Origin of the sequence: Arthrobacter sp. V1I9 (genome assembly GCF_030817075.1) — a bacterium.
In the GTDB taxonomy this organism is placed as follows: Bacteria; Actinomycetota; Actinomycetes; order Actinomycetales; family Micrococcaceae; genus Arthrobacter.
The window spans coordinates 2,002,283-2,025,054 of sequence record NZ_JAUSYU010000001.1; the positions used below are offsets into that span (position 1 = coordinate 2,002,283).

Below are 22,772 nucleotides of genomic sequence, written 5' to 3' on the forward strand. Positions count from 1 at the left end.
CATGCCAGAAACTGAATACGGCAGGACGTCCGGCACGCGTCCCGGGAAACCATTGCGGAATCCGCTCCGGGACCCCCGGGACCGCCGCCTGAGCCGGATCGCCGGTCCGTCATCGCTGGTGCTCTTCGGAGTCACCGGTGACCTTGCCCGCAAGAAACTCATGCCGGCCGTGTACGATCTGGCCAACCGTGGGCTGCTGCCTCCCAGCTTCGCGCTGGTGGGCTTCGGCCGCCGCCCCTGGACTGACGAGGATTTCGCCGGTCAGGTGAAGGCCTCCGTGCAGGCCTACGCGCGCACGCCTTTTGATGAGGCGGTGTGGAACCAGCTTTCCGAGGGCATCCGTTTTGTCCAGGGTGAGTTCGACGACGACGGCGCCTTCGAGCGCCTCGGCGAGACCATCAAGGAACTCGACGATGTCCGCGGCACCCGCGGCAACCACGCGTTTTATTTGTCGATCCCGCCGAAGGCGTTCGAGCAGGTCTGCCGGCAGCTGTCCAAGCACGGCCTGGCGCAGGCCGAGGGCGACAAGTGGCGGCGCGTGGTGATCGAGAAGCCGTTCGGGCACGACCTTGAGTCGGCCCGGAAGCTGAACGACATCGTGGAATCGGTGTTTCCGCAGGATGCGGTGTTCCGGATCGACCACTACCTGGGTAAGGAAACGGTCCAGAACATCCTGGCGCTGCGGTTCGCGAACCAGTTGTTCGAGCCGTTGTGGAACGCGAACTACGTAGACCATGTCCAGATCACCATGGCCGAGGACATCGGCACGGGTGGCCGGGCAGGGTACTACGACGGCGTGGGCGCGGCCCGCGACGTGATCCAGAACCACCTGCTCCAGCTGCTGGCCCTGACTGCGATGGAGGAGCCTATTTCCTTCAACGCTGATGACCTGCGTGCGGAGAAGGAAAAGGTCCTGGCCGCCGTCAAGCTTCCCGATGACCTGTCCACGCACTCTGCGCGCGGTCAGTTCACCGGCGGGTGGCAGGGCGGGGAACAGGTCCAGGGCTATCTGGAGGAAGAGGGCATCCCTGCCGATTCCACCACCGAGACGTTCGCCGCGATCCGGGTGGACATCCATACCCGCCGCTGGTCCGGTGTTCCGTTCTACCTGCGGGCCGGTAAGCGCCTGGGACGCCGCGTGACGGAAATCGCCGTCGTGTTCAAGCGTGCACCGAACCTGCTGTTCCGCGACCACGGCGAGGATGACTTCGGCCAGAAACGCCGTGGTGATCCGGGTCCAGCCCGATGAAGGCGTGACCATCCGGTTCGGCTCCAAGGTCCCCGGCACGCAGATGGAAGTCCGGGACGTGACCATGGACTTCGGCTACGGGCACTCCTTCACCGAATCCAGCCCCGAGGCGTACGAGCGGCTGATCCTGGACGTGCTCCTGGGCGAGCCGCCGCTGTTCCCGCGGCACGAGGAAGTGGAACTGTCCTGGAAGATCCTTGACCCGTTCGAGGAGTACTGGGAGCAGCTGAACGAACAGCCCGAGCCGTATGCCCCTGGCAGCTGGGGCCCCGCCTCTGCTGATGAGCTGCTGGCACGCGACGGACGAACCTGGAGAAGGCCATGATTGTAGACCTGCCGGACACCACTACCTCGAACGTTTCCAAGAAGCTGATGGCCCTCCGCGAACAGGGCGGCGTGATCGCCCTGGGCCGGGTACTGACCCTTGTGGTGGTCACCAAGTCAGGGCTTGAAGAAGAAGCGATCGAGGCAGCCAATGACGCAAGCCGCGAACACCCCTGCAGGATTATCGTGCTGGCCGACGCCGGGGCTGACGCCGAGGACAAGCTGGATGCCCAGATCCGCGTCGGCGGTGACGCGGGCGCTTCAGAAGTGATCGTGCTGCGCGGTTACGGCCAACTCGCCCACGAAAGCGAATCCCTGGTGGCCGCGCTGCTGCTGCCGGACGCACCCATCGTGGCCTGGTGGCCGCACGGAGCGCCCGAAAACGCCTGCGAAACCTCCATCGGCAAGATCGCGCACCGCCGGATCACCGACTCCGCGAACGAACCGGACCCCCAGGCGGCGCTGGAGAAGATCCACAAGACGTACCGGGCTGGGGACACGGACCTGGCGTGGACCCGCCTGACCAACTGGCGGATCCAGCTCGCCGCCGCCCTCGACGAGGTGGACGCGTCGCCGGTGACCGCCGTCGCCGTGGAAGGTGCCTCGGACTCCCCCAGCACCATCCTCCTGGCCGCGTGGCTCACCCTGAGCCTGGAAGCCCCGGTGACCATCGTGGCGGACCCTGCCGGGACCGGCATCCGCCGCGTCCGGCTTACCCGCCCCGGTGGCGACGTCCAACTGTTCCGCCCGGGACTGTCCGTGGCCGAGCTGACCCAGCCGGGCCAGCCCGCCCAACGGATCTCGCTTCCGCGCCGCAGCCTCCGCGACTGCCTTGCCGAGGAGCTGCGCCGCCTGGACCCGGACGAAGTGTTCGGGGAAGTGATTACTATGGGACTGCCACGTACCAATCTAAGGAGTGTCCGACCCAGTGAGCGTTGAGCCAAGAGTAAGCATTCATCCTGATTCGTCCGTGCTGATGGCGGCCATCGCGGCCCGCCTGATTACCAAGCTTGTTGATGTCCAGGACAAGTACGGTGAGGCTACCGTGGTCCTGACCGGCGGCACGGTGGGTATCGGGACCCTGAAGGCTGTTGCTGACTCTCCGGCGGCTCCCGCGGTCGACTGGTCCAAGGTCAACTTCTGGTGGGGCGACGAGCGGTTTGTCTCCTCGGATGACGCCGACCGGAACACGAAGCAGGCATTCGACGCCTTGCTCTCGCACTTCCCGGTGGACCCGGACCGGATCCACGAACCGGGCTCCTCGGACCAGTTCGCTACTCCCGAAGAGGCCGCCGAGGATTATGCCCGCCAGTTGCGGGACGCGGCCGCCTCCGAACACGCTGCCGATATGTCCGATGACCGGCCGGAACAACCGGCCGCACTCCCCCGCCTGGACGTAGTCCTGCTGGGCGTGGGGCCGGACGCGCATGTGGCATCGCTGTTTCCCGAGCAGGCCGGCATCCGCGAAAAGGAGCGGACGGTGGTGGGTGTGCGGAATTCGCCCAAGCCCCCTCCCCTGCGCGTTTCCCTGACGCTGCCGACGATTAATACGGCCGCTGAAGTATGGATGGTTGTTGCGGGCGAGGACAAAGCCGGTGCGGTGGGGTTGGCGCTTGCCGGCGCAAACCCTGTGCAGGTGCCCGCGGCGGGTCCGCGGGGAACTTCACGGACCCTCTGGCTCATCGATGAAAACGCCGCGTCACGCGTCCCGCAGCAACTCGTCCGGAAGGACGCCGCGGGCGCGTAGTCTTTCCAGCGCTCCAGCCAGGAGGTCTTCGGCGTCCTGGCTGGAGCGCCGCTCTTTAACGTATTCCAGGTGGCTCTTGAAGCCGTCCTCAAAGGAGTCCGCCTCAGCAGCCGGCACGCCGTCCCTCGCTGCCGCCGCGCCGCATCGCCGGCAGTCCCACACCGCCGGAAGCTGGTCCTCCGGAAGCTTGAGGAAGACCAACTGCGTTTCGTGCCCCTTGGCGCACCAGTACGACACCCGGATGCGCGGGAGCGTTGTTCCGTGGTCCTCGGCATCCTGGAGGCTGGTGCCTGTCCCTGCCGTGACACCCGCTCGGGTGCCCCGGAAACCTGAGCTTGGATGTACCATCGGGGGCTCCCGCCTCTTAAACAGAACTGTGGCTGCCGGAATCCGACAGCCACAGTTTAGTTCGCAGATCTGCGTGGCGGCAGTGCCGCCCGAATCCTTTTTAGCAGTGCGTCAGGAGTCGCCGCTGCCCGTGAACCGCATAATCAGCCCCAGGGCGATGATGACAATGCCCCAGGTCACGCCGAGGATGACGGTGAACCTGTTGAGGTTGCGCTCGGCCACGCCTGAGGAGCTCAGCCCGGAACTCATGCCGCCACCGAACATGTCGGACAGCCCGCCGCCCCGTCCCTTGTGGAGGAGGATAAGCAACGTCAGCAGGAGGCTGGTGATGCCAAGGAGGATCTGCAGAATGACATGAAGAACGTCCACGACGGCCTTTCAGAAAGTTGGAATTGCGGGAGTATGCGCGGCGGGACGGACTAGTCCGTCACCAGGTGACTCTCGAACCTGACAATATTAGCAAACTCCGCCGGATCGAGGCTCGCGCCGCCCACCAGCAGGCCATCCACGTCCCGTTCCTTCAGGATTGCCGCGGCATTGTTGGCCTTGACGGATCCGCCGTACAGCAGGCGGGTATTCGACGCCACGTCAGCTCCGAACAGCGACTCGAGCTCGGCGCGGATGGCGGCGCACATCTCCTGTGCATCTCCCGGTCCCGCTACTTCGCCGGTGCCGATGGCCCAGACGGGTTCGTAGGCCACTACAAGCTCGCTGGCCTGCTCGGGTGTGAGACCTGCAACACCGGCACGGAGCTGGGCCAGGGTGTGGTCCACATGCGTGCCGGCCTGGCGGATCTCCAGGCCTTCTCCGACACAGAGCACGGGAACCACGTTGTGCTTGAAGGCGGCCTTTACTTTGGCGTTCAGGACGTCGTCGGACTCGTTGTGGATGGTCCGGCGTTCGCTGTGTCCCACCAGGACGTACCTGCAGCCCAGCTTGTTCAGGAACTGGCCGGAGATGTCACCGGTGTAGGCGCCGGAGTCGAACTGCGAAAGGTCCTGGCCGCCGTAGGCAACTTCCAGGTCGTCGCCCTGCACCAGGGTCTGCACGCCGCGGAGGTCGGTGAACGGCGGGAAGACGGCAACCTCAACCCGGCTGTAGTCGTGCTTGGCGTCGGAGAGGGTCCACGCGAGCTTCTGCAGGAGGGTGATGCCCTGCACGTGGTCCATGTTCATTTTCCAGTTGCCCGCGATAAAGGGCTTGCGGTCGAAAGCGCCGTTCGTTGACGTTGTCACATATTCTCCAAAAGTCTTGTTAAGTGTTCGGCCGGCAGGCTGCCGCGGGGCAACCTGCCGGCCGGAGGACGAAAGGGCAAGTACTGCTGCCGGCTGTTCTTACCGGTCGAGGACGCTAAGCCCCGGGAGTTCCTTGCCTTCGAGGTATTCCAGGCTGGCACCGCCACCGGTGGAAATGTGGCCGAACTGGTCATCAGCGAAACCGAGCGTTCGGACGGCAGCAGCCGAATCGCCGCCACCCACCACGGTGAACGCGCCGGTTTCGGTCAGCGACTGGGCGATGGCGCGGGTGCCGGCGGCGAAAGCTTCGAATTCGAAGACCCCCATCGGACCGTTCCAGAAGACGGTCTTGGCGCCCTTGATCCTGTCGGCAAAGACTGCTGCCGAGTCCGGTCCGATGTCCAGGCCGATGCCCTCTGCTCCGAAGCTGCTGCTTTCGATGGCGTCCGCGGCAACCGTCTCATGCGCGGCGTCGGCGGCGAACTTCCCGGCCACCACGACATCCGTGGGCACCACAAACTCGGTGCCGGCGTCGGCTGCCCGCTTCAGGTAGTCCTGGACCACGGGGACCTGGTCCTCCTCCAGCAGGCTGGAGGCGACCTTGTGGCCGGCTGCGGCGAGGAACGTGAACAGCATGCCGCCGCCCACCAGGATCGTGTCCGCCTTGCCCAGCAGGTTGTCGATGACCGCAAGCTTGTCCGAGACCTTGGAACCGCCGAGCACCACCACGTAGGGGCGCTGGGTGTCCGCGGTGAGCTTGCGGAGCACTTCCACCTCCGTGTGCACGAGGTCGCCGAGGTAGGACGGGAGCCTAGTCGCGACGTCGTAGACGCTCGCGTGCTTGCGGTGTACAGCACCGAAGGCGTCGTCCACGTACGCGCCGTTGCCGCCGGTCAGTGCCACCAGCTCGTCAGCGAAGGCGCCGCGCTCGGCGTCGTCCTTACTGGTTTCGCGCGCATCGAAGCGGACGTTTTCCAGAACCAGCACTTCGCCGTCCTGCAGCGAGGCGGCAGCTTCCTTTGCCGAGCTGCCTACCGTGTCCGCGGCCAGGGTGACCTTGAAGTCCGCCAGTTCCGCCAGGCGGTTGACGGCGGGGCGAAGGGAGTACTTTTCCTCCGGGGCACCCTTGGGGCGTCCGAGGTGGGCTGTTACCAGCACGCGGGCACCGGCGTCCGTGAGCTTTCCCAGCACTGGCAGTGAGGCCCTGATGCGGCCGTCGTCAGTCACTGTAGAGCCGTCGAGCGGCACATTCAGGTCGCTTCGAACCAGAATGTACCGCCCGCGGACACCTTCAGCGATCAGTTCGTTGAGGGTGTGAGATGTCATGTGTCTAACCCTAGCCCAGCTTGGCTGCCACAAGCTCCGTGAGGTCAACGAGCCGGTTGGAGTAGCCCCATTCGTTGTCGTACCAGGAAACAACCTTGACCTGGTTGCCGATCACCTTGGTGAGGCCGGAGTCGAAGATCGAGGATGCGGGATCGCCAACGATGTCCGAGGAGACGATCGGCTCGTCCGTGTAGGTCAGGAAGCCCTGCAGGTCCTCGGACTCCGCTGCGCGCTTGAGGACGGCGTTGACTTCCTCAACGGTGGTCTCACGGGAGACGGTGACGGTGAGGTCGGTGGCGGAGCCGGTGGGGACCGGGACGCGGATGGCGTAGCCGTCCAGCTTGCCCTTGAGTTCCGGCAGGACCAGGCCGATCGCCTTGGCTGCACCGGTGGACGTGGGAACCATGTTGACGGCGGCGGCGCGGGCACGGCGCAGGTCCTTGTGCGGGCCGTCCTGCAGGTTCTGGTCCGCGGTGTAGGCGTGGACCGTGGTCATGAGGCCACGCTCGATGCCAAACTCGTCGTTAACCACCTTGGCCAGCGGGCCGAGGCAGTTGGTGGTGCAGGATGCGTTCGAGATGATGTGGTGCGTGGCGTTGTCGTACAGCTTGTGGTTTACGCCCATCACGATGGTGATGTCCTCGTCAGAGGCCGGGGCGGAAATCAGGACCTTTTTGGCGCCGGCGTCGATGTGCTTCTGTGCATCGGCGGCCTTGGTGAAGAAGCCGGTGGATTCGATGACGATGTCCACGCCCAGCTCGCCCCACGGGAGGTTGGCGGGATCGCGCTCAGCCAAAACCTTGACGACGTTGCCGTTGACGACGATGTTGCCGTCCTTGACCTCGATGGTTTCCTTCAGGCGGCCGCCGACGGAGTCGTACTTGAACAGGTGCGCCAGTGCCTCGGGGCTGGTGAGGTCGTTGACTGCAACGATCTCCAGGTCCGCGCCCTGTGCGAGTGCTGCGCGGAAGTAGTTGCGGCCAATACGGCCAAAGCCGTTGATACCAATACGGGTCGTCACTTTTTCAGTCTCCTTGGTGCTTGAAAAGCACAACTAGTTGAGCGGGCTATCAAGCCAACTAACAGATCCCGCACGCCATTGGGCAGAGATGATTTACAGACGGAGGGCGACCAGCCTCATTGCTGAAGGCTAACCGCCTTCCGTGACCTATCTTACGTTTAACTGGGTCCGCCCCCGCAAGTGCGGGGGCGGACGGTCCACATTCCGGCCGGTTTACGCCCTAAATGTGAACTTTGTTACAGGCACGTGAAGCGGGATCACTACTACCGAAGGGTGATGAGTCCCGTGGCGTTGGTGCGTGCAGCCTCGAACCGCTTGGCGACGTCGGCCCAGTTCACAATGTTCCAGAAAGCCTTCACGTAGTCGGCCTTGACGTTGACGTAGTCCAGGTAGAAGGCGTGCTCCCACATGTCCAGCATCAGCAGCGGGGTGGTACCCAGCGCCGTGTTGCCCTGCTGGTCGTACAGCTGCTCGATGACCAGGTTCCCGCCGATGGGCTCGTAGGCCAGGAAGCCCCAGCCGGAACCCTGCAGGCCGAGGGCGGCGGCCGAGAACTGGGCACGGAAGGCGTCGAAGGAACCGAAGGCGTCATCGATGGCCGCTGCCAGCTCGCCTTCGGGCTTGTCCCCGCCGTCCGGAGACAGGTTGTTCCAGAACACGGAGTGGTTGACGTGTCCGCCGGTGTGGAACGCAAGGTCCTTGGACAGCCGGTTGATGTTGGCGAAGTTACCGGACTCCCGGGCTTCGGCCAGCTGGGCCAGGGCGTTGTTGGCGCCTGCCACGTAGGCTGCGTGGTGCTTGCTGTGGTGCAGCTCCATGATGCGCGCAGAGATGTGCGGCTCCAGGGCGGCGTAGTCGTAGCTGAGTTCGGGCAGTACGTACTCGGTCACAAAATCCTCCAATATCGTGGACACTCGGTCCGGTTGCTAACTCTCGGATTGTGCATCCGGGCGTCTGGCACCCGGAATCTTTTTGATTCTAAAGTGCTGTCACTCGTCCAGCATTTCGGGCGTCACATTCGCATCCGTACCCGGGATGCCCAGGTCCAGGGCCCGTTTGTCCGCCATGGCCAGCAGCCTGCGGATCCGCCCCGCGATGGCATCCTTGGTCATGACCGGATCGGCCAGGCGGCCAAGCTCGTCCAGGCTGGCCTGCTTGTGCGCCACCCGCAGCTCGCCGGCGTACTTCAGGTGGTCCGGGACGTCGTCGCCCAAAATCTCCAGGGCCCGGTCCACGCGTGCACCGGCGGCAACGGCAGCCTGGGCGGAGCGGCGGAGGTTGGCGTCATCAAAGTTCGCGAGCCGGTTGGCGGTGGCGCGGACTTCCTTGCGCATCCGGCGTTCCTCCCAGACCATCAGCGCGTCGTGGGCGCCCATGCGGGTGAGGAGGGCTGCGATGGTGTCGCCGTCGCGGATGACCACGCGGTCCACTCCCCGGACTTCGCGTGCCTTCGCCTGGATGTCCAGCCGGCGTGCGGCGCCCACCAGAGCCAGGGCTGATTCCGGGCCCGGGCAGGTTACCTCCAGCGAGGAGGAGCGTCCGGGCTCGGTGAGTGAGCCGTGCGCGAGGAAGGCGCCGCGCCATACCGCTTCGGCATCTGCAGCAGAGCCGTTGACGACGGCGGACGGCAGCCCCCGCACTGGGCGGCCGCGGCCATCGAGGAGGCCTGTCTGGCGGGCCAGCGCCTCGCCGTCGCGCACTACCCGGACGACATACCGGCTGGCGCGCCGCAGTCCCCCGGCGGAAACCACGATGATCTCGCTTTGGTGGCCGTAGACTTCCGCGATGGCGGCCCGGAGGCGGCGGGCGGTGGAGGCCAGATCCACTTCGGCCTCGATGACGATCCTGCCGGAAATGATGTGGAGTCCGCCGGCAAAGCGGAGCATGGCGGAGACTTCGGCCTTCCGGACTGATGACTTCTTGATGTCCAGACGGGAAAGTTCTTCCTTGACTGATGCTGTCAGTGCCATGGCACCTTCCTAACTGTTCCCGAAAATGTCGTTGTACGCCGTGGCCAGACGCAGGGGGTCATGGACGGGTCGGCGGCCCGACGCCCCTACTTTACCCAAGACCACCTCGGCGCCGATCATCGCGGCGGCCTTCTCGAACTCCTGACGGTCGGGAACAGAGGCAGGATCGGCCAAGACAACATCAACGCTGAACTCAGGGGCATAGCGGCGCAGGACATGCAGATGGTCTGCAGCGGTCATGCCGGAGGTTTCCTTGGTGTCCGTGGCCAGGTTCATGGTGAGGCAGCGCTTGGCCGGCGTGTGGCACAGAGCCTGCCGCATTTCGGGGAGCAGCAGGTGCGGCAGCACCGAGGTATACCAGGAGCCCGGGCCCAGGATGACCCAGTCCGCGAGCTCGATGGCCGTCAGCGCTTCAGCGCAGGCGGGCGCGGCTTCAGGCAGGAGGCGCACCTGCTCCAGCGAACCGGCAACGGCGCAGCGCGCCTGTCCCTGGATGGTCTGCAGCTGCGACGTTCCGTCGGGAGCGGTGACCCGGACGTCACCTTCGATGGTCAGCGGCTCCGTGGACATGGGCAGGACCTGGCCGCGTGCTCCGAGCAGCGCGCCGGCCCACCGCAGCCCTGCGACGGCGTCACCCAGCAGTTCCCACAGGGTAACGATCAGCAGGTTCCCCGTGGCGTGGTCGTCCAGCGAGCCGCCCGGCCCCTTTCCGGGGCGGAAGCGGTGCTGCATCACGTCGCGCCAGGTGCGTCCCCAGTCGGTGTCGTCGCACAGGGCGGACAGCGCCATGCGCAGGTCCCCCGGCGGGAGGACGCCGTACTCGTCGCGCAGACGTCCGGAAGAGCCGCCGTCGTCCGCCACCGTGACGATCGCCGTGAGCTCCGAGGTGAGCAGGCGCAGTGCCGAGAGCGACGCCGAGAGGCCGTGGCCACCGCCCAACGCAACAACGTTCGGCCCCTTATCCTGCTGGGTTGCCGCCGTGCCGGCAGGCGGAACCAGCGGCAGCGCCCCGGTAAACAGCGACATTACTCGCGGCCCAGGTCCCGGTGGGTGGTGGTCACCGTGACCCGCGGGTATTGGGCCAGCTTCTTGGAGAGTTCGACGGCGACCGCCACCGAGCGGTGTTTGCCGCCGGTGCAGCCCACGGCGATGGTGGCGTAGTGCTTGTTCTCGCGGCGGTAGCCGTCCAGGACCGGTTCCAGTGCCATGACGTAGCGGTCCACGAAGTTCTTGACGCCCTCGGCTTCGAGCACGTAGTCGCTGACGTCCTTGTCCAACCCGGTGTGTGGACGCAGCTGCGGCACCCAGTGCGGGTTGGGGATGAACCGGACGTCTGCCACGTAGTTTGAGTCCACGGGCAGGCCGTACTTGAAGCCGAAGCTCATAACGTTCAGGCGCAGGGCCACCGGGCCGGTCTCACTGAAGAGTTCGGTGATGGCGGTGGCGAGGCCGTGGACGTTGTAGCCCGAGGTGTCCAGTACGACGTCGGAGCTGTCGCGCAGTTCCTGGAGCAGGTCGCGTTCGGCGGCGATGCCGTCGAGGATGCGGCCCCCGCCCTGCAGGGGGTGGGGCCGGCGTCCCTGTTCGAAGCGGCGGACCAGGACGTCGTCGCTGGCGTCCAGGAAAAGGACGCGGAAGGTAACACCGCTGGCGGCCAGCGCCCCGAGGGCCGCGCGGATGTCCGCGAACAGGCCCTTGCTGCGGACGTCGATGACAACGGCCAGCCGCGGGATGGACTGGGGCGCGTGCGAGACGAGCTCGGCGAGGGTGCCCAGCATTTGCGGCGGCAGGTTTTCCACGACGTACCAGCCGTGGTCCTCCAGCGCGTCAGCCGCGGTGCTCCGCCCCGCTCCGGACATCCCGGTGACTACCAGCAGTTCCGCTTCGAGCGGCTTGACGGGAAGCATCCCGTCCTGCCCTGCTCCGGATTCCGCCGTTGTGTCTGCCATTAAGTCCGCCCCGTTTCTGCTGTTGTTCTCCGGGGTGGCCCGCGTCGGCGGGTACCCCGCCCTCAACCCTAGCTAAGTTTCTTTGAACAAAGCCAAGTTTCAGCGGTGTCCGCTAGGTTTCAATGACTTCGCCGGTGGTCATGTTGATGGCCGGCACGTTTGCTGCCTCCGGCCCGGTGGCGGAGAAATGATTAACGATGGCGCCCGCGAGTGCAGGCCCAATCCCCTTGGCTTCGGAAAGTTCCGCCACCGAGGCCGCCTTAACTCCTTTCACCGATCCAAAGTGCGCCAGGAGGGCTTTTCGCTTGGAGGCGCCGAGACCCGGTACCCCGTCCAGCGCGGAGACGGTCATGGCCTTCCCGCGCTTCTGCCGGTGGAACGAGATGGCAAAACGGTGGGCTTCGTCCCGGATCCGCTGGAGCAGGTACAGCCCCTGGGAGGTCCGGGGCAGGATGACCGGGAAGTCGCTGTCCGGCAGCCAGACCTCCTCCAGGCGTTTAGCCAGGCCCACCACATACACATCGTCAATGCCCAGACCAGCCAGCGCGCGGGCCGCGGCGTTGACCTGGGGCTTGCCGCCGTCCACCACCACGAGGTTGGGCGGGTAGGCGAACTTGGCCCGCGGCGCCGGCGTGGTGGTATCGAGCAAGGCGTCGTCCTGGGGCAGTCCCTGCGGGCCGGCGTCCTGCGGCAGTCCTTGCGCACCCTGCTCCAACTCCGGTTCCTGCCCGCTGGCGTTGAGGACGGAGTCATCCACCTGCCCGGACTTGTCCTGCAAGTAGTAGCGGAAGCGCCTGGTCAGGACGTCGTGCATGGCGGCGGTGTCGTCAGTGGCGGCGGCGCCGGTGATGGAGAACTTCCGGTAGTCGGATTTCTTTGGCAGGCCGTCTTCCACAACCACCATCGATGCCACCACGTTGGTGCCCTGGACATGGGACACGTCGTAGCACTCGATGCGGAGCAGCGGTACGGGGAGGTCCAGCGCCTCCTGGAGTTCCTGCAACGCCTGCGACCTGACTGTGAGGTCACCGGCCCGGCGGGTCTTGTGCAGCTTCAGGGCGTGCTCGGCGTTCTCCCGCACCGTGGACATCAGCGCAGCTTTGTCCCCGCGCTGGGGTACGCGGATGTCAACCTTGGCGCCGCGCATTCCGCCCAGCCACTCGGTGAGTTCCGCCTGGTTGGTAGGGGCCACGGGCACGAGGACTTCCCGGGGCAGCCGTCCATGGCTCTGCCCTTCGTCTCCATAGACCTGCTGCAGGAGGTGCTCCACCAGGTCGGGGGTGGTGGAATCCTCCACTTTCTCAACAACCCAGCCGCGCTGGCCGCGGACCCGGCCGCCGCGGACGTGGAACACCTGAACTGCGGCTTCCAGCTCGTCCTCATGCAGGGCAAAGACGTCCGCGTCGGTGTCCTCGGCGAGCACCACGGCGTTCCGCTCAAAGACCTTGCGCAGCGCCGTGATATCGTCCCGAAGCCGGGCTGCCCGCTCGTAGTTCAGCTCGGCCACGGCCTCCGCCATCTGCTTTTCGAGCTTGCTGATGAAGCGTTTGGCCTCCCCGCCCATAAAGGCGCAGAAATCTTCCGCCAGGGCGCGGTGGTCTTCGGGGGAAACCCGCTTCACGCAGGGTGCGGAGCACTTGTCGATGTAACCCAGCAGGCAGGGCCGGCCGCTGGCCTCGGCGCGCTTGAAAACACCGGCACTGCAGCTCCGCACCGGAAAGACGCGGAGCAGGGTATCCATGGTTTCCCGGATGGCTCCCGCGGTGTAGGGGCCGAAGTAGCGGGTGCCCTTCCTCCGGTCTCCACGCATGACCTGCACGCGCGGATATTTTTCGCCCATGGTGACGGCGAGGTAGGGGTAGGTCTTGTCGTCGCGGAAGACTACGTTGAACCGGGGCTTGAATTCCTTGATCCAGGTGTATTCCAGCTGCAGCGATTCCAGCTCGCTGCCCACCACAGTCCATTCCACGCTGCTGGCCGCGTGCACCATGGCGTAGGTTTTCGGCAGGAGTCCGGCAGGATTGGCGAAGTACGAATTCAGCCGGGAGCGGAGGCTTTTAGCCTTGCCCACGTAGATGACCCGTCCGTTGGGGTCGCGGAACCGGTACACCCCCGGGTTGGTGGGAATCTCGCCCGTTTGGGGCCGATAACTTGCTGGATTTGCCACCTATCTATTCTACTGAGGCAGGCTGGGTGCCATTGACACGCGAGGGTTTGCCGTGCTCCGCCCGGCCTCAGCAATGGCGTATGCCGTCCGCTTCCTACTCCGCGATCTTGCTTTGGTTGTAGCTGGTGGAGCGTTCCTGGCCGCTGAGTTCGGCAATGGCATCCATGATGCGGTCCGTCACTTGCCGGCGCGCAGGCAGCGAGTGGTCCGGTCCCGTCTTGTCGAAGTACAGCGGCTCCCCCACTTTCATGATGAAGTGCTGCGGCCGGACGCCCTTCTCGCCGGCGCGCTGAAGATTCTCCGTCCCGATCAGGCCCACCGGAATGACGGGCGCACCGGTCGTCAGCGCCAGCCAGCCCACGCCGGTCCGTCCGCGGTAGAGGATGCCGTCCCGGGACCGGGTGCCTTCGGGATAGATCCCGATTCCCTTGCCCGACTCCAAGAGATCCATGAGGGTCCTGAGTGCCTGGACGCTGGCGGCCTGCTCACCGCGTTCCACGGGGATCGAACCTACGGATTCGAAAAACGCCTTCATCGCCTTGCCCTTGACGCCGCCGGTGGTGAAGTACTCGGCCTTGGCGAAGAAGGCCACGGGGCGGGGCATCAGGGCCTGCACGATGACACTGTCAAAGAAGGACAGGTGGTTGGGCGCCACAATGAAGGGTCCGTCGGTGGGGACATTCTCGATGCCGACGACGGTGGGCCGGCAGGTGCCGGCGATCAGGGTACGCGTGGTCCAGCGGACGGCCTCAAACATTTCCATCGTTGGTCACCTCGCTCATGGCGGCACTGTGGATCGCCTGCAGCCGGTCGATGGCGGCAGCCAGCTCCGCTGCGGTTTCCACCACGGCCACGGCTCCTGCGTCTTCAAGTTCCCCGTTCGGGGCGAAGCCCCAGGACACGCCGATGCAATCCAGTCCGTTGGCAATGGCGCCCGAGACATCCTGGGCCCGGTCGCCGACCATCAGGGCGTGCTGGGTGCCCAGGTCTTTCAGGGCAGCCGCAATGATTTCCGTCTTTCCGAGCGGAACGCCGGCCACGGCCGATTCGTTGTCTGCCGAGCCGTGGATGCCGTGGAACAGGCCGTCGATTCCGTGGTGCTCCAGGACCGTGCGGGCCAGCCCCTGGGGTTTCTGGGTTGCGACGGCGATGGGCCGGCCGGCGGCAACATAGGACTCAAGGACTTCGCGGACCCCCGGGTAGATCCGGCCCTGGCCGATTCCGGTGGCCACATAGTACTCCCGGTAGCGGCCGATCACCTCGTCCAGCAGCTCCGCAGGAACCTGGGCCACGTTGAGCAGCGAGTCGCTCAGCTTGGGGCCGATCATGGCTTCGAGCAGGTCCTGACCGGGAACCGGAAGCCCCACCCCGCGAAGGGCCGAAGCAATTCCATCTGTTATCCCACCGGCCGGGTCGACAAGAGTGCCGTCCAGGTCAAAGATCACGGGCACTGTTGTTTGAGTCACCGGGTTAGTTTCTCACGACAGCACACGTGCCTGAAACTCGCATACGCGTAGCGGAATACGTCGGAGTGCTTTGGTCCCTCTACGGCAGGATTTCGGCCAGGAAGGCAGCAGTGTGGCTGGTGGTGGACTTGGCGAGCTGTTCGGGCGTGCCGGCAGCGACGATCTGGCCGCCTCCCGAACCGCCGTCGGGACCCAGGTCCACAATCCAGTCGGCACTTTTGATGACGTCGAGGTTGTGTTCGATGGTGATGACGGTATTGCCCTTGTCCACCAGCCCCTGCAGGACCATCAACAGCTTGCGGATGTCCTCGAAGTGGAGGCCCGTGGTGGGCTCATCAAGGACATACACGCTGCGGCCATTGGACCGCTTCTGCAGTTCCGCGGCAAGCTTGACGCGTTGGGCCTCGCCGCCGGACAGCGTAGTGGCAGGCTGGCCAAGGCGGACATAGCCAAGGCCCACGTCCACCAGGGTGTTCAGGTGGCGCGCAATCGGAGAGAAGGCGGCGAAGAACTCTGCGCCCTCCTCAATGGGCATGTTGAGCACGTCCGCGATGGTCTTGCCCTTGTAGTGCACTTCCAGGGTTTCGCGGTTGTACCGGGCACCGTGGCACACCTCGCACGGAACATAGACGTCCGGCAGGAAGTTCATTTCGATCTTCAGCGTTCCGTCGCCGGAGCACGCCTCGCAGCGCCCGCCCTTAACGTTGAAGGAGAACCGGCCCGGCAGGTAACCGCGGACCTTCGCTTCGGTGGTCTCGGCGAACAGCTTGCGGATGTTGTCAAAGACGCCCGTATACGTGGCCGGGTTGGAACGCGGCGTGCGGCCGATGGGGCTCTGGTCAACGTGCACCACCTTGTCCAGGTGTTCCAGGCCCTGGACGGTCTTATGCCGGCCGGCCACCTGCTTGGCGCCGTTGAGCTTGTTGGCCAGGACCTTGTACAGGATCTCGTTTACCAGTGTGGACTTGCCGGAACCGCTGACGCCGGTCACGGCCGTAAAGAGGCCCAGCGGGAACGCGGCATCCACGTTGACGAGGTTGTTCTCCCGCGCGCCGACAACCTTCAGTTCACGCTTTTTGTCATACTTCCGGCGTTTCTTGGGGACGTCGATTTTCTTGCGTCCGGAGAGGTAGTCGCCGGTGAGTGAAGCGGTGTTTTCCAGCAGATCCTTGTAGGAGCCGGAGTGGACCACCTGGCCGCCGTGCTCGCCGGCGCCGGGTCCGATGTCCACCACCCAGTCCGCCACGTGGATGGTGTCCTCGTCATGCTCCACCACGATGAGTGTGTTGCCCATGTCCCGGAGCCGGGTGAGCGTATCGATCAGGCGCCGGTTGTCGCGCTGGTGCAGGCCGATGGAAGGCTCGTCCAGGACGTAGAGCACACCGACCAGGCCGGAGCCGATCTGGGTGGCCAGCCGGATTCGCTGGGCTTCGCCGCCGGACAGCGTGGCCGACGGCCGCTCGAGGTTCAGGTACTCCAGCCCGACGTCGAGCAGGAAGGTCAGGCGCGCCTGGATCTCCTTCAGCACCTGGTGTGCAATCTGCGCCTCACGGCCGGTGAGCACCAGATTGTTCAGGAAATCAGCGCAGTCGCGCATGGGCAGGGCGGCGACGTCGGCGATGGACTTGCCGTTGATCAGCACGGACAGGGAAGCCGGGTTGAGCCGGGCGCCGTTGCAGGCGGGGCAGGGAATCTGCCGCATGTACTCTTCGTAGCGGTCCCGGGCCCAATCCGAGTCCGTCTCGCCGTGCTTGCGGTGGACGTACTGGATGGCACCCTCGAACCCGGTGCTGTACTTCCGTTCCCGGCCGAACCGGTTCTTGTACTGCACCACAACCTTGTGGTCCTTGCCGTGCAGCACCGTCTGGCGGACATCGCTGCCCAGCTTCTCCCACGGGGTCTCCATGGAGAAGCCAAGTTCCTTTGCCAGGCCTTCCAGGAGCCGGTTCCAGTACTCGGTGGTGGCGGTGCCCAGGGACCACGGAGCGATGGCCCCTTCGGACAGTGACAGCTCCGTGTTGGGAACGATGAGTTCCTCATCCACCTCCAGCTTGGTGCCGATGCCGCTGCAGGCCGCGCAGGCGCCGAAGGGGTTGTTGAAGGAGAAGGACCGCGGCTCGATTTCGTCGATGGCCAGCGGGTGTTCGTTCGGGCACGCCAGGTTCTCGGAGAAAGCCCGGAGCCGGTGCGGATCATCCGCATCGAGGTCCACAAATTCGGCCAGGACCCTGCCCTCGGCCAGGCCAAGCGCGGTTTCGATGGAATCGGTCAACCGCTGGCTGATGCCTTCCTTGACCACCAGGCGGTCCACCACAACTTCAATGGTGTGCTTAAACTGCTTGCCCAGCTTCGGCGGGTCGCTCAGCTGGACGAGGTTGCCGTCCACGCGTGCACGGGAATAGCCCTTGGCGGTCAGCTCCTTGAAAAGGTCAACAAACTCCCCCTTCCGGCCGCGGACCACGGGAGCCAGGACCTGGAAACGTGTTCCCTCGTCCAACTCAAGCAGCTGGTCAACAATCTGCTGGGGCGTCTGCTTGGCTACGGGCTCGCCGCACACCGGGCAGTGCGGCCGGCCCACGCGCGCCCAGAGCAAACGCATGTAGTCGTAGATTTCGGTGATGGTTCCCACGGTGGAGCGGGGGTTCTTGCTGGTGGACTTCTGGTCGATGGAGACGGCTGGGGAGAGCCCCTCGATGAAGTCGACGTCGGGCTTGTCCACCTGGCCGAGGAACTGCCGTGCGTAGGCGGAGAGCGATTCGACGTAGCGGCGCTGGCCTTCGGCGAAGATGGTGTCGAACGCGAGGGATGACTTGCCGGAGCCGGACAACCCGGTGAAGACGATCATGGCGTCCCGGGGAAGGTCCAGATCCACGTTGCGCAGGTTATGCTCGCGGGCACCCTTGACCACGAGACGGGAAAGGTCGGGGCGCTTCGGCGGCGTGGAGGGCGCTACGGTGACTTCAACGGATTGGATGGCAGATTCTTCAGCTACGGCTTTAGGCACTTACTAATGCTAATCGAAAACTTCTTCGAACACTCACGCGGGAGCCGTCAGCCGCCGTCGTACGCCGCGGCGAACAGCTGTACCGCCTCAGCGAACGACGCTCCCTGCGCTTTAGCGGCGGCAGCATAGGCCGCGGCAGCCTCTGAAAGCCCGCCGAGACGTTCGTCACGTGCGCATACCACCGTGCCATTCCTCCCGCGTGTGGCCACGACGCCGGCCGCCTCGAGCTCCTTGTAGGCCCTGGCCACCGTGTGCGGGGCGACGTCCAACCGCTCGGCCAGCGCCCTGACAGCGGGCAGCCGTGTGCCTGGCGGAAGCTTCCCGCCGTCGGCCAAATGGATGACCTGGAGCCTCAGCTGCTCGAACAGCGGCACCGAGCTGGCCGCGTTGGGCTTCCACGATCCCGGGAAGTCGGCCACCGTTTTCAAATGCCGGCCTCCAACGCGCCTTTCCGTCCCGCCTGCCGGGAGAACTGCGCGTTGTAAAGCCGGGTGTAGTAGCTGTTGGCGGCCAGGAGGTCATGGTGGCGGCCCTGCTCGACGATGTGTCCGTGGTCCATGACCACGATTAGATCAGCGTCGCGCACAGTGGACAAACGGTGGGCGATAACAAAGCTGGTCCTGCCGTGGCGCAACCGCTGCATGGCCTGTCGGATCAGCAGTTCCGTCCTTGAGTCCACCGAGCTGGTAGCTTCATCAAGGATCAGCACTGCCCGGCCTGCCAGCTGCGCCCTGGCGATGGTAATGAGCTGCCGCTGGCCTTGGCTCAGCCCGTCGCCGCCGTTCTCCAGCACCGTGTCGTACCCCCGGGGCAGGGACCTGACAAAGCGGTCCACGTAGCTGGCCTCCGCCGCGGCCAGGATGTCGGCTTCTGGCGCGCCCGGATTTCCATAGGCGATGTTCTCCCGGATGGTCCCCGCAAAGAGCCAGGCGTCCTGGAGTACCACACCGAATTGTGCACGCAGGAGGTCCCGTGGAATGGCCGCGATGTCCTTCCCGTCCATGGTGATGCGGCCCGAATCCGGTTCGAAAAAACGCAGCAGGAGGTTGATCACGGTGCTCTTGCCGGCCCCGGTGTGCCCCACGATCGCCACTGTCCGGCCCGGTTCCACCGCAAAGGTCAGTTCGCGGACCGCCGGCGCTGCTTTGCCGTAGCCGAACGTCACGTCGTCGAAGACGATACGCGCGCGCGACAAGACGACTGCGCGCGGCGGATCGGCGGGCTCCTCCCCCGCGTCGAGCAGGGCAAAGACACGGGCTGCGGAGGCCACGCAGGACTGCATGAGGTTGAGCATGCCTCCGATCTGGCCAACCGGCTGGGTAAAGAGCCTGCTGAACTGGATGAACGCCTGGATGCCGCCGATGGTCATAGCCCCGACGATGACCTGGAGGGCCCCTACCACTGCCACAGCGATGTAATTCAGGTTGGACATCAGGACCATCAGCGGCTGCACCACCCCGGCGGAATACTGTGCCCGGGTGGCGGCACGTGCCAGCCTCTCGTTGCTCCGGGCGAAGACTTCCGCGGCCTGGGACTGCTGCCCGAACGCCTTGATGACCTCGTGGCCGGTGACAAACTCCTCCACGTGCGCATTCAGTTGGCCGGTCTCGGTCCACTGGCTGGCGAATTGGGTTTGGGACTTCCTGGCTACCAGCCAGGTGATAAGGGTGGAAAGGGGAACGGTGGCGATGGCAATGGCAGCCAGCAGCGGCGAGATCCACAGCATCATTGCCAGCGAGCCGCACAGCATCAGGATAGCCATGATGAGTTGTGTCAGGAGCTGGTTCAGGGCCTGGGTGATGTTGTCAATGTCGTTAGTGGCACGGCTGAGGACATCGCCCCTGGAGCGTTCCCCGAAGTAGTTCACCGGGAGCCTGTGCAGTTTTTCCTCTACGGACTCCCGTAGGCCGTACATCAGGCCCTGTACCGAGTGGGCGGTAAGCGCCCCCTGGATCCAGTTGAAAAGGGAGGTGCACAAATACATAAGCGCCACCACCGCGAGTATGGCTCCTAGTCCTTCCTCGTCCAGAGCACGGCGCAGGACCCCTTCCACAACGACGTCGGTGGCGTCACCGAGATACTTGGGCGCGGCGACGTTCAGGCCGGCGAAGGCGCAGGTGGCGGCAACTGCGCCCAGCATTCGCAGCCGAAAGGGCCGCAACAGGGCAAGGAGCCGGCGTGCGGTGGACCAAAACCGTACGGGGGCCGCTTCCTCGACGCCGGCTGCCGCACTCATGGGCCTCCGTCCAGTGCCAGTTGGGATTCCGCTATCTCACGGTAGGTGGCGGATGTCTCCAACAACTCCTGGTGCCTACCCTGCGCAACGACGCGGCCGGCGTCGAGCACCAGGATCAGTCCTGCCCCTTCAACGGCGGAAATACGCTCGGCGACCACTACAACCGTTGCAGCGGCCAGCGTGGTCTGCAGTGCCTGCCGCAGCCTGGTGTCGGTGTCATAGTCCAAGGCTGAAAAACTGTCATCGAACAGGTACAGGGAAGTTTTGCGAAGCAGGGCGCGGGCAATGCACAGCCGCTGCCGCTGGCCGCCCGAGAGGTTGGTACCGCCCTGGCCCAACGGCGTGTCCAGCCCCTCCGGCAGGTCCCGCATAAAGCGCATGGTCTGGGCGGTCTCCAGGACTTCCCAGAGTTCCTCCTCCGTTGCCTCCGGCGCGGCCATCCGAAGGTTGCTGGCAATGGTACCGGTGAAAAGGTGGGAGCGTTGGGGAACTATCGCCATCGCTGCGCGAAGGCTGTCCAACGAAACGTCCCTAATGTCCATACCCCCCAGGCTGATGGTCCCGGCCGTGGAATCGAGGAAACGCGGGATCAGGTTGACGAGGGTGGACTTTCCGCTGCCGGTGGAGCCGACAATCGCGGTCGTCGTGCCCGGACGGGCGGTGAAACTGACGCCGGCAAGGACGGGCTCCTCTGCCCCCGGGTAGGAAAAGGCCACTCCATTGAACTCCAGGGTCCCGGCAGGCGCGGGATGGGACGGTTTTCCATCAGCCGCGGTGGTGGGACGTTCCAGGGTTTTCGGGTGCAGGGTTTTCGGGTGCAGTGGTTCCCGTACTGAGGGCTCCGTGTCCAGGACCGCAGTGATCCGCTCCGCGCAGACCGCTGCGCGGGGTGCCGTCATCAGCACGTACATGGACATCATGATCGCCACAAGGATCTGCAGGTTGTAGGAAATGAACGCTGTCAGTGCCCCCAGGTTCATCAGGCCAGCCTGGATCCGGTGGCCCCCGAACCAGACCACAGCCACTGAGGAGAGGTTGACTACCAGCATGACCATCGGGAGCATGCCTGCAACCAGGAGAGCGGACTGGAGGTTGTTGGCAGTAAGGCTGCCGTTGACCCGGGCGAAGCGGCGGATCTCATGGTCCTGGCGGACAAAGGACCGGATGACGCCGGCACCGATGATCTGCTCGCGGAGTATTCCGCCTGCCCGGTCCAGAAGATCCTGTCCTTCCCGGTAGAGCGGGATCAGCCTCCGGACAATGAGGTACATGATCAGCAGGAGCAGCGGCACGATGACGATCACCACCGACGAGAGCACCACGTCCTGCTGCAGGGCAAGGACCACGCCGCCAACCCCCATGGCCGGTCCCGCTACCAGCATGGTGAATACCAGCACAGCGAACGCCTGGATCTGCTGGGTGTCATTGGTGGCACGGGTGGTCAGACTTTGGGTTCCGAAGACTGCAACATCCTGCGAGGACAGCGATTGGATCCTTGCGAAAATCTCGCCCCGCAACTGCCGCCCGATCCGCATCGCAACAACGGCAGCAAGGTATCCCGCCCCAATGGCGGCCGCCGCCTGGAGAACGGCGATTACGGCCATAACTACGCCCAGGCGGGAGATCACGGCGGGTTGGCCCGCCACAATTCCGTCGTCGATGATGGCTGCGTTTACTGTCGGCAACAGGAGGTTCGCCCCGGCCTGAACCAGCTGCAGGAGGACAATGGCGGCCACGGCAAGTTTATGGTCCCCCAACAGCCGCCTCATCAATGCGATCAGCACCATACCTCCACTGCGCTCAGGGAAGCCGCCAACGGCGGTGCTGGCCTCCCCCATGGGCCAACTCCGCAATTGTAAGCCACATCACTTACCTTTGCTGTCACACGCCATCACGTTCGGCAAAAAACCTCCAGCGATTGGTTTTAGTCAGTCATTCTTGCGCCCCACGGCGAAAATCCTGCGGAAAGGGAACACCGTTCCGTGCGGGCCCTGCGGGTAAGCCTGCCTCAGTGCGGCAGCGTATTCGGCCTCGAACTCTGCGCCGTCCTCAGGCGGCAGGACGGCCAGCACCGGCCGCAGGGCAGTGCCGCGGACCCACTCCAGGACGGGTTCCGGACCGGTGAGCACCTGCTGGTAGGTGGTCTCCCAGGCGTCCGCCGTGAAACCGGCGTCGAGCAGGATCCGGAGGTAGTCCGCGGGCTCACCCACCGACTCACCGCCCCGCAGCACTCCCTGCAGTGTGGGCGCCCACCGGGAGGACCCGGCCAACCCGCGCATCAGCGCATGGGACGGGGCATTGAAGTTGCCCGGAACCTGCAACGCAAACCATGAGCCGGGACGGAGCGCCGCCAACCAGGAGCGCATCATGTCCTGATGGCCGGGGACCCACTGCAGGGCCGCGTTGCTCACCACCACCCCGGTCTCCTCCGAGGGCATCCACTCGGCAATGTCCATGAGGCCAAATCGCAGGAAGGGCGTTCCCTGGGCAACAGCCTCGGCTTTGGCAAGCATCTCGGCCGAGGAGTCCAGGCCCACAACATTGGCGCCGGGCCAGCGCTCGGCGAGGGTGGCTGTGAGGTTTCCCGGACCACAGCCCAGATCCACCACCTGCCCGGGCGACTCCGCGTGGACCCGGCCCGTCAGGTCGAAAAACGGCCGGTCGCGGTAATCGCCGAACTGGACGTATTTTGCCGGATCCCATTTCATTGCTGTCTCCACGTTCTGGTTC

Annotated in this window: 19 protein-coding genes and 1 pseudogene; 3 read left to right on the plus strand and 17 right to left on the minus strand. The window is 65.0% G+C overall.

From position 1 onward, the window contains the following. Position 1: 1 nt before the first annotated feature. The 3 genes and pseudogenes from zwf to pgl all read left to right on the plus strand — a co-directional run bounded on the left by zwf (position 2) and on the right by pgl (position 3,320). Positions 2 to 1,574: pseudogene (gene zwf / locus QFZ70_RS09515) on the plus strand (glucose-6-phosphate dehydrogenase). Beyond that, the gene (locus QFZ70_RS09520) at positions 1,571 to 2,512 is read left to right on the plus strand and encodes a glucose-6-phosphate dehydrogenase assembly protein OpcA (protein WP_307095155.1); all 942 of its coding nucleotides are present in this window, start codon (positions 1,571 to 1,573) and stop codon (positions 2,510 to 2,512) included. Before zwf ends, QFZ70_RS09520 begins: the two are co-directional and overlap by 4 nt. Then, complete coding sequence (gene pgl, locus QFZ70_RS09525) at positions 2,502 to 3,320, plus strand: 6-phosphogluconolactonase (protein WP_307095157.1); 819 nt, start codon at positions 2,502 to 2,504, stop codon at positions 3,318 to 3,320. Before QFZ70_RS09520 ends, pgl begins: the two co-directional genes overlap by 11 nt. Here pgl and QFZ70_RS09530 read toward each other — a convergent pair. The 17 genes from QFZ70_RS09530 to QFZ70_RS09610 all read right to left on the minus strand — a co-directional run bounded on the left by QFZ70_RS09530 (position 3,273) and on the right by QFZ70_RS09610 (position 22,750). Continuing rightward, complete coding sequence (locus QFZ70_RS09530) at positions 3,273 to 3,668, minus strand: RNA polymerase-binding protein RbpA (RefSeq protein ID WP_307095159.1); 396 nt, start codon at positions 3,666 to 3,668, stop codon at positions 3,273 to 3,275. The two genes, pgl and QFZ70_RS09530, sit on opposite strands and share 48 nt — an antisense overlap. Before the next feature lie 111 nt (positions 3,669 to 3,779). Continuing rightward, a complete protein-coding gene (gene secG / locus QFZ70_RS09535) occupies positions 3,780 to 4,037 on the minus strand; it encodes a preprotein translocase subunit SecG (RefSeq protein WP_307095161.1) in 258 nt (85 codons plus the stop codon). A 50-nt stretch (positions 4,038 to 4,087) separates the two neighbouring features. After that, complete coding sequence (gene tpiA / locus QFZ70_RS09540) at positions 4,088 to 4,903, minus strand: triose-phosphate isomerase (protein ID WP_307095163.1); 816 nt, start codon at positions 4,901 to 4,903, stop codon at positions 4,088 to 4,090. 99 nt (positions 4,904 to 5,002) lie between these two features. After that, positions 5,003 to 6,229: a phosphoglycerate kinase gene (gene pgk, locus QFZ70_RS09545; RefSeq protein WP_307095165.1), complete on the minus strand. Its 1,227-nt coding sequence runs from the start codon at positions 6,227 to 6,229 to the stop codon at positions 5,003 to 5,005. A gap of 10 nt (positions 6,230 to 6,239) precedes the next feature. Next, positions 6,240 to 7,250, minus strand: coding sequence for a type I glyceraldehyde-3-phosphate dehydrogenase (gene gap / locus QFZ70_RS09550; protein ID WP_307095167.1), 1,011 nt, complete (start codon positions 7,248 to 7,250; stop codon positions 6,240 to 6,242). Between the two features lie 263 nt (positions 7,251 to 7,513). Continuing rightward, a complete protein-coding gene (locus QFZ70_RS09555; protein ID WP_307095169.1) occupies positions 7,514 to 8,140 on the minus strand; it encodes a superoxide dismutase in 627 nt (208 codons plus the stop codon). Between the two features lie 99 nt (positions 8,141 to 8,239). Next, positions 8,240 to 9,220 carry a DNA-binding protein WhiA gene (gene whiA, locus QFZ70_RS09560; RefSeq protein ID WP_015937022.1) on the minus strand — a complete coding sequence of 327 codons (981 nt, stop codon included), beginning with the start codon at positions 9,218 to 9,220 and terminating at the stop codon, positions 8,240 to 8,242. Between the two features lie 9 nt (positions 9,221 to 9,229). Further along, positions 9,230 to 10,246 (minus strand): uridine diphosphate-N-acetylglucosamine-binding protein YvcK, encoded by a 1,017-nt coding sequence (yvcK, locus tag QFZ70_RS09565; protein ID WP_307095171.1) that lies wholly within the window; start codon positions 10,244 to 10,246, stop codon positions 9,230 to 9,232. After that, a complete protein-coding gene (rapZ, locus tag QFZ70_RS09570; protein WP_104045553.1) occupies positions 10,246 to 11,169 on the minus strand; it encodes an RNase adapter RapZ in 924 nt (307 codons plus the stop codon). The genes yvcK and rapZ overlap by 1 nt, the downstream gene beginning before the upstream one ends. Positions 11,170 to 11,281: 112 nt before the next feature. Beyond that, positions 11,282 to 13,336 carry an excinuclease ABC subunit UvrC gene (gene uvrC / locus QFZ70_RS09575; protein ID WP_307095174.1) on the minus strand — a complete coding sequence of 685 codons (2,055 nt, stop codon included), beginning with the start codon at positions 13,334 to 13,336 and terminating at the stop codon, positions 11,282 to 11,284. Between the two features lie 94 nt (positions 13,337 to 13,430). Next, positions 13,431 to 14,099, minus strand: a complete 669-nt coding sequence (locus QFZ70_RS09580) for a 1-acyl-sn-glycerol-3-phosphate acyltransferase (protein ID WP_307095176.1) — start codon at positions 14,097 to 14,099, stop codon at positions 13,431 to 13,433. Continuing rightward, complete coding sequence (locus tag QFZ70_RS09585) at positions 14,086 to 14,802, minus strand: HAD hydrolase-like protein (RefSeq protein WP_307095177.1); 717 nt, start codon at positions 14,800 to 14,802, stop codon at positions 14,086 to 14,088. Before QFZ70_RS09585 ends, QFZ70_RS09580 begins: the two co-directional genes overlap by 14 nt. Before the next feature lie 79 nt (positions 14,803 to 14,881). Next, positions 14,882 to 17,806 (minus strand): excinuclease ABC subunit UvrA, encoded by a 2,925-nt coding sequence (uvrA, locus tag QFZ70_RS09590; protein ID WP_307095179.1) that lies wholly within the window; start codon positions 17,804 to 17,806, stop codon positions 14,882 to 14,884. A gap of 47 nt (positions 17,807 to 17,853) precedes the next feature. After that, entirely contained in the window at positions 17,854 to 18,234 is a 381-nt protein-coding gene (locus QFZ70_RS09595; protein ID WP_307095180.1) for a GntR family transcriptional regulator, read from the minus strand. Then, a complete protein-coding gene (locus QFZ70_RS09600; RefSeq protein ID WP_307095182.1) occupies positions 18,231 to 20,042 on the minus strand; it encodes an ABC transporter ATP-binding protein in 1,812 nt (603 codons plus the stop codon). The genes QFZ70_RS09595 and QFZ70_RS09600 overlap by 4 nt, the downstream gene beginning before the upstream one ends. Then, entirely contained in the window at positions 20,039 to 21,811 is a 1,773-nt protein-coding gene (locus QFZ70_RS09605; RefSeq protein ID WP_307097846.1) for an ABC transporter ATP-binding protein, read from the minus strand. The genes QFZ70_RS09600 and QFZ70_RS09605 overlap by 4 nt, the downstream gene beginning before the upstream one ends. 159 nt (positions 21,812 to 21,970) lie before the next feature. Then, a complete protein-coding gene (locus tag QFZ70_RS09610) occupies positions 21,971 to 22,750 on the minus strand; it encodes a trans-aconitate 2-methyltransferase (RefSeq protein ID WP_307095183.1) in 780 nt (259 codons plus the stop codon). Positions 22,751 to 22,772: the final 22 nt, after the last annotated feature.

Bases quoted from the DNA above. Each gene is read 5' to 3' on its own strand.
- QFZ70_RS09600 (WP_307095182.1), bottom strand. From the start codon at position 20,042: ATGAGTGCGGCAGCCGGCGTCGAGGAAGCGGCCCCCGTACGGTTTTGG.
- QFZ70_RS09610 (WP_307095183.1), bottom strand. From the start codon at position 22,750: ATGAAATGGGATCCGGCAAAATACGTCCAGTTCGGCGATTACCGCGAC.
- QFZ70_RS09530 (WP_307095159.1), bottom strand. From the start codon at position 3,668: ATGGTACATCCAAGCTCAGGTTTCCGGGGCACCCGAGCGGGTGTCACG.
- yvcK (WP_307095171.1), bottom strand. From the start codon at position 10,246: ATGTCGCTGTTTACCGGGGCGCTGCCGCTGGTTCCGCCTGCCGGCACG.
- whiA (WP_015937022.1), bottom strand. From the start codon at position 9,220: ATGGCACTGACAGCATCAGTCAAGGAAGAACTTTCCCGTCTGGACATC.
- rapZ (WP_104045553.1), bottom strand. From the start codon at position 11,169: ATGGCAGACACAACGGCGGAATCCGGAGCAGGGCAGGACGGGATGCTT.
- pgk (WP_307095165.1), bottom strand. From the start codon at position 6,229: ATGACATCTCACACCCTCAACGAACTGATCGCTGAAGGTGTCCGCGGG.
- QFZ70_RS09605 (WP_307097846.1), bottom strand. From the start codon at position 21,811: ATGAGGCGGCTGTTGGGGGACCATAAACTTGCCGTGGCCGCCATTGTC.
- QFZ70_RS09520 (WP_307095155.1), top strand. From the start codon at position 1,571: ATGATTGTAGACCTGCCGGACACCACTACCTCGAACGTTTCCAAGAAG.
- QFZ70_RS09580 (WP_307095176.1), bottom strand. From the start codon at position 14,099: ATGGAAATGTTTGAGGCCGTCCGCTGGACCACGCGTACCCTGATCGCC.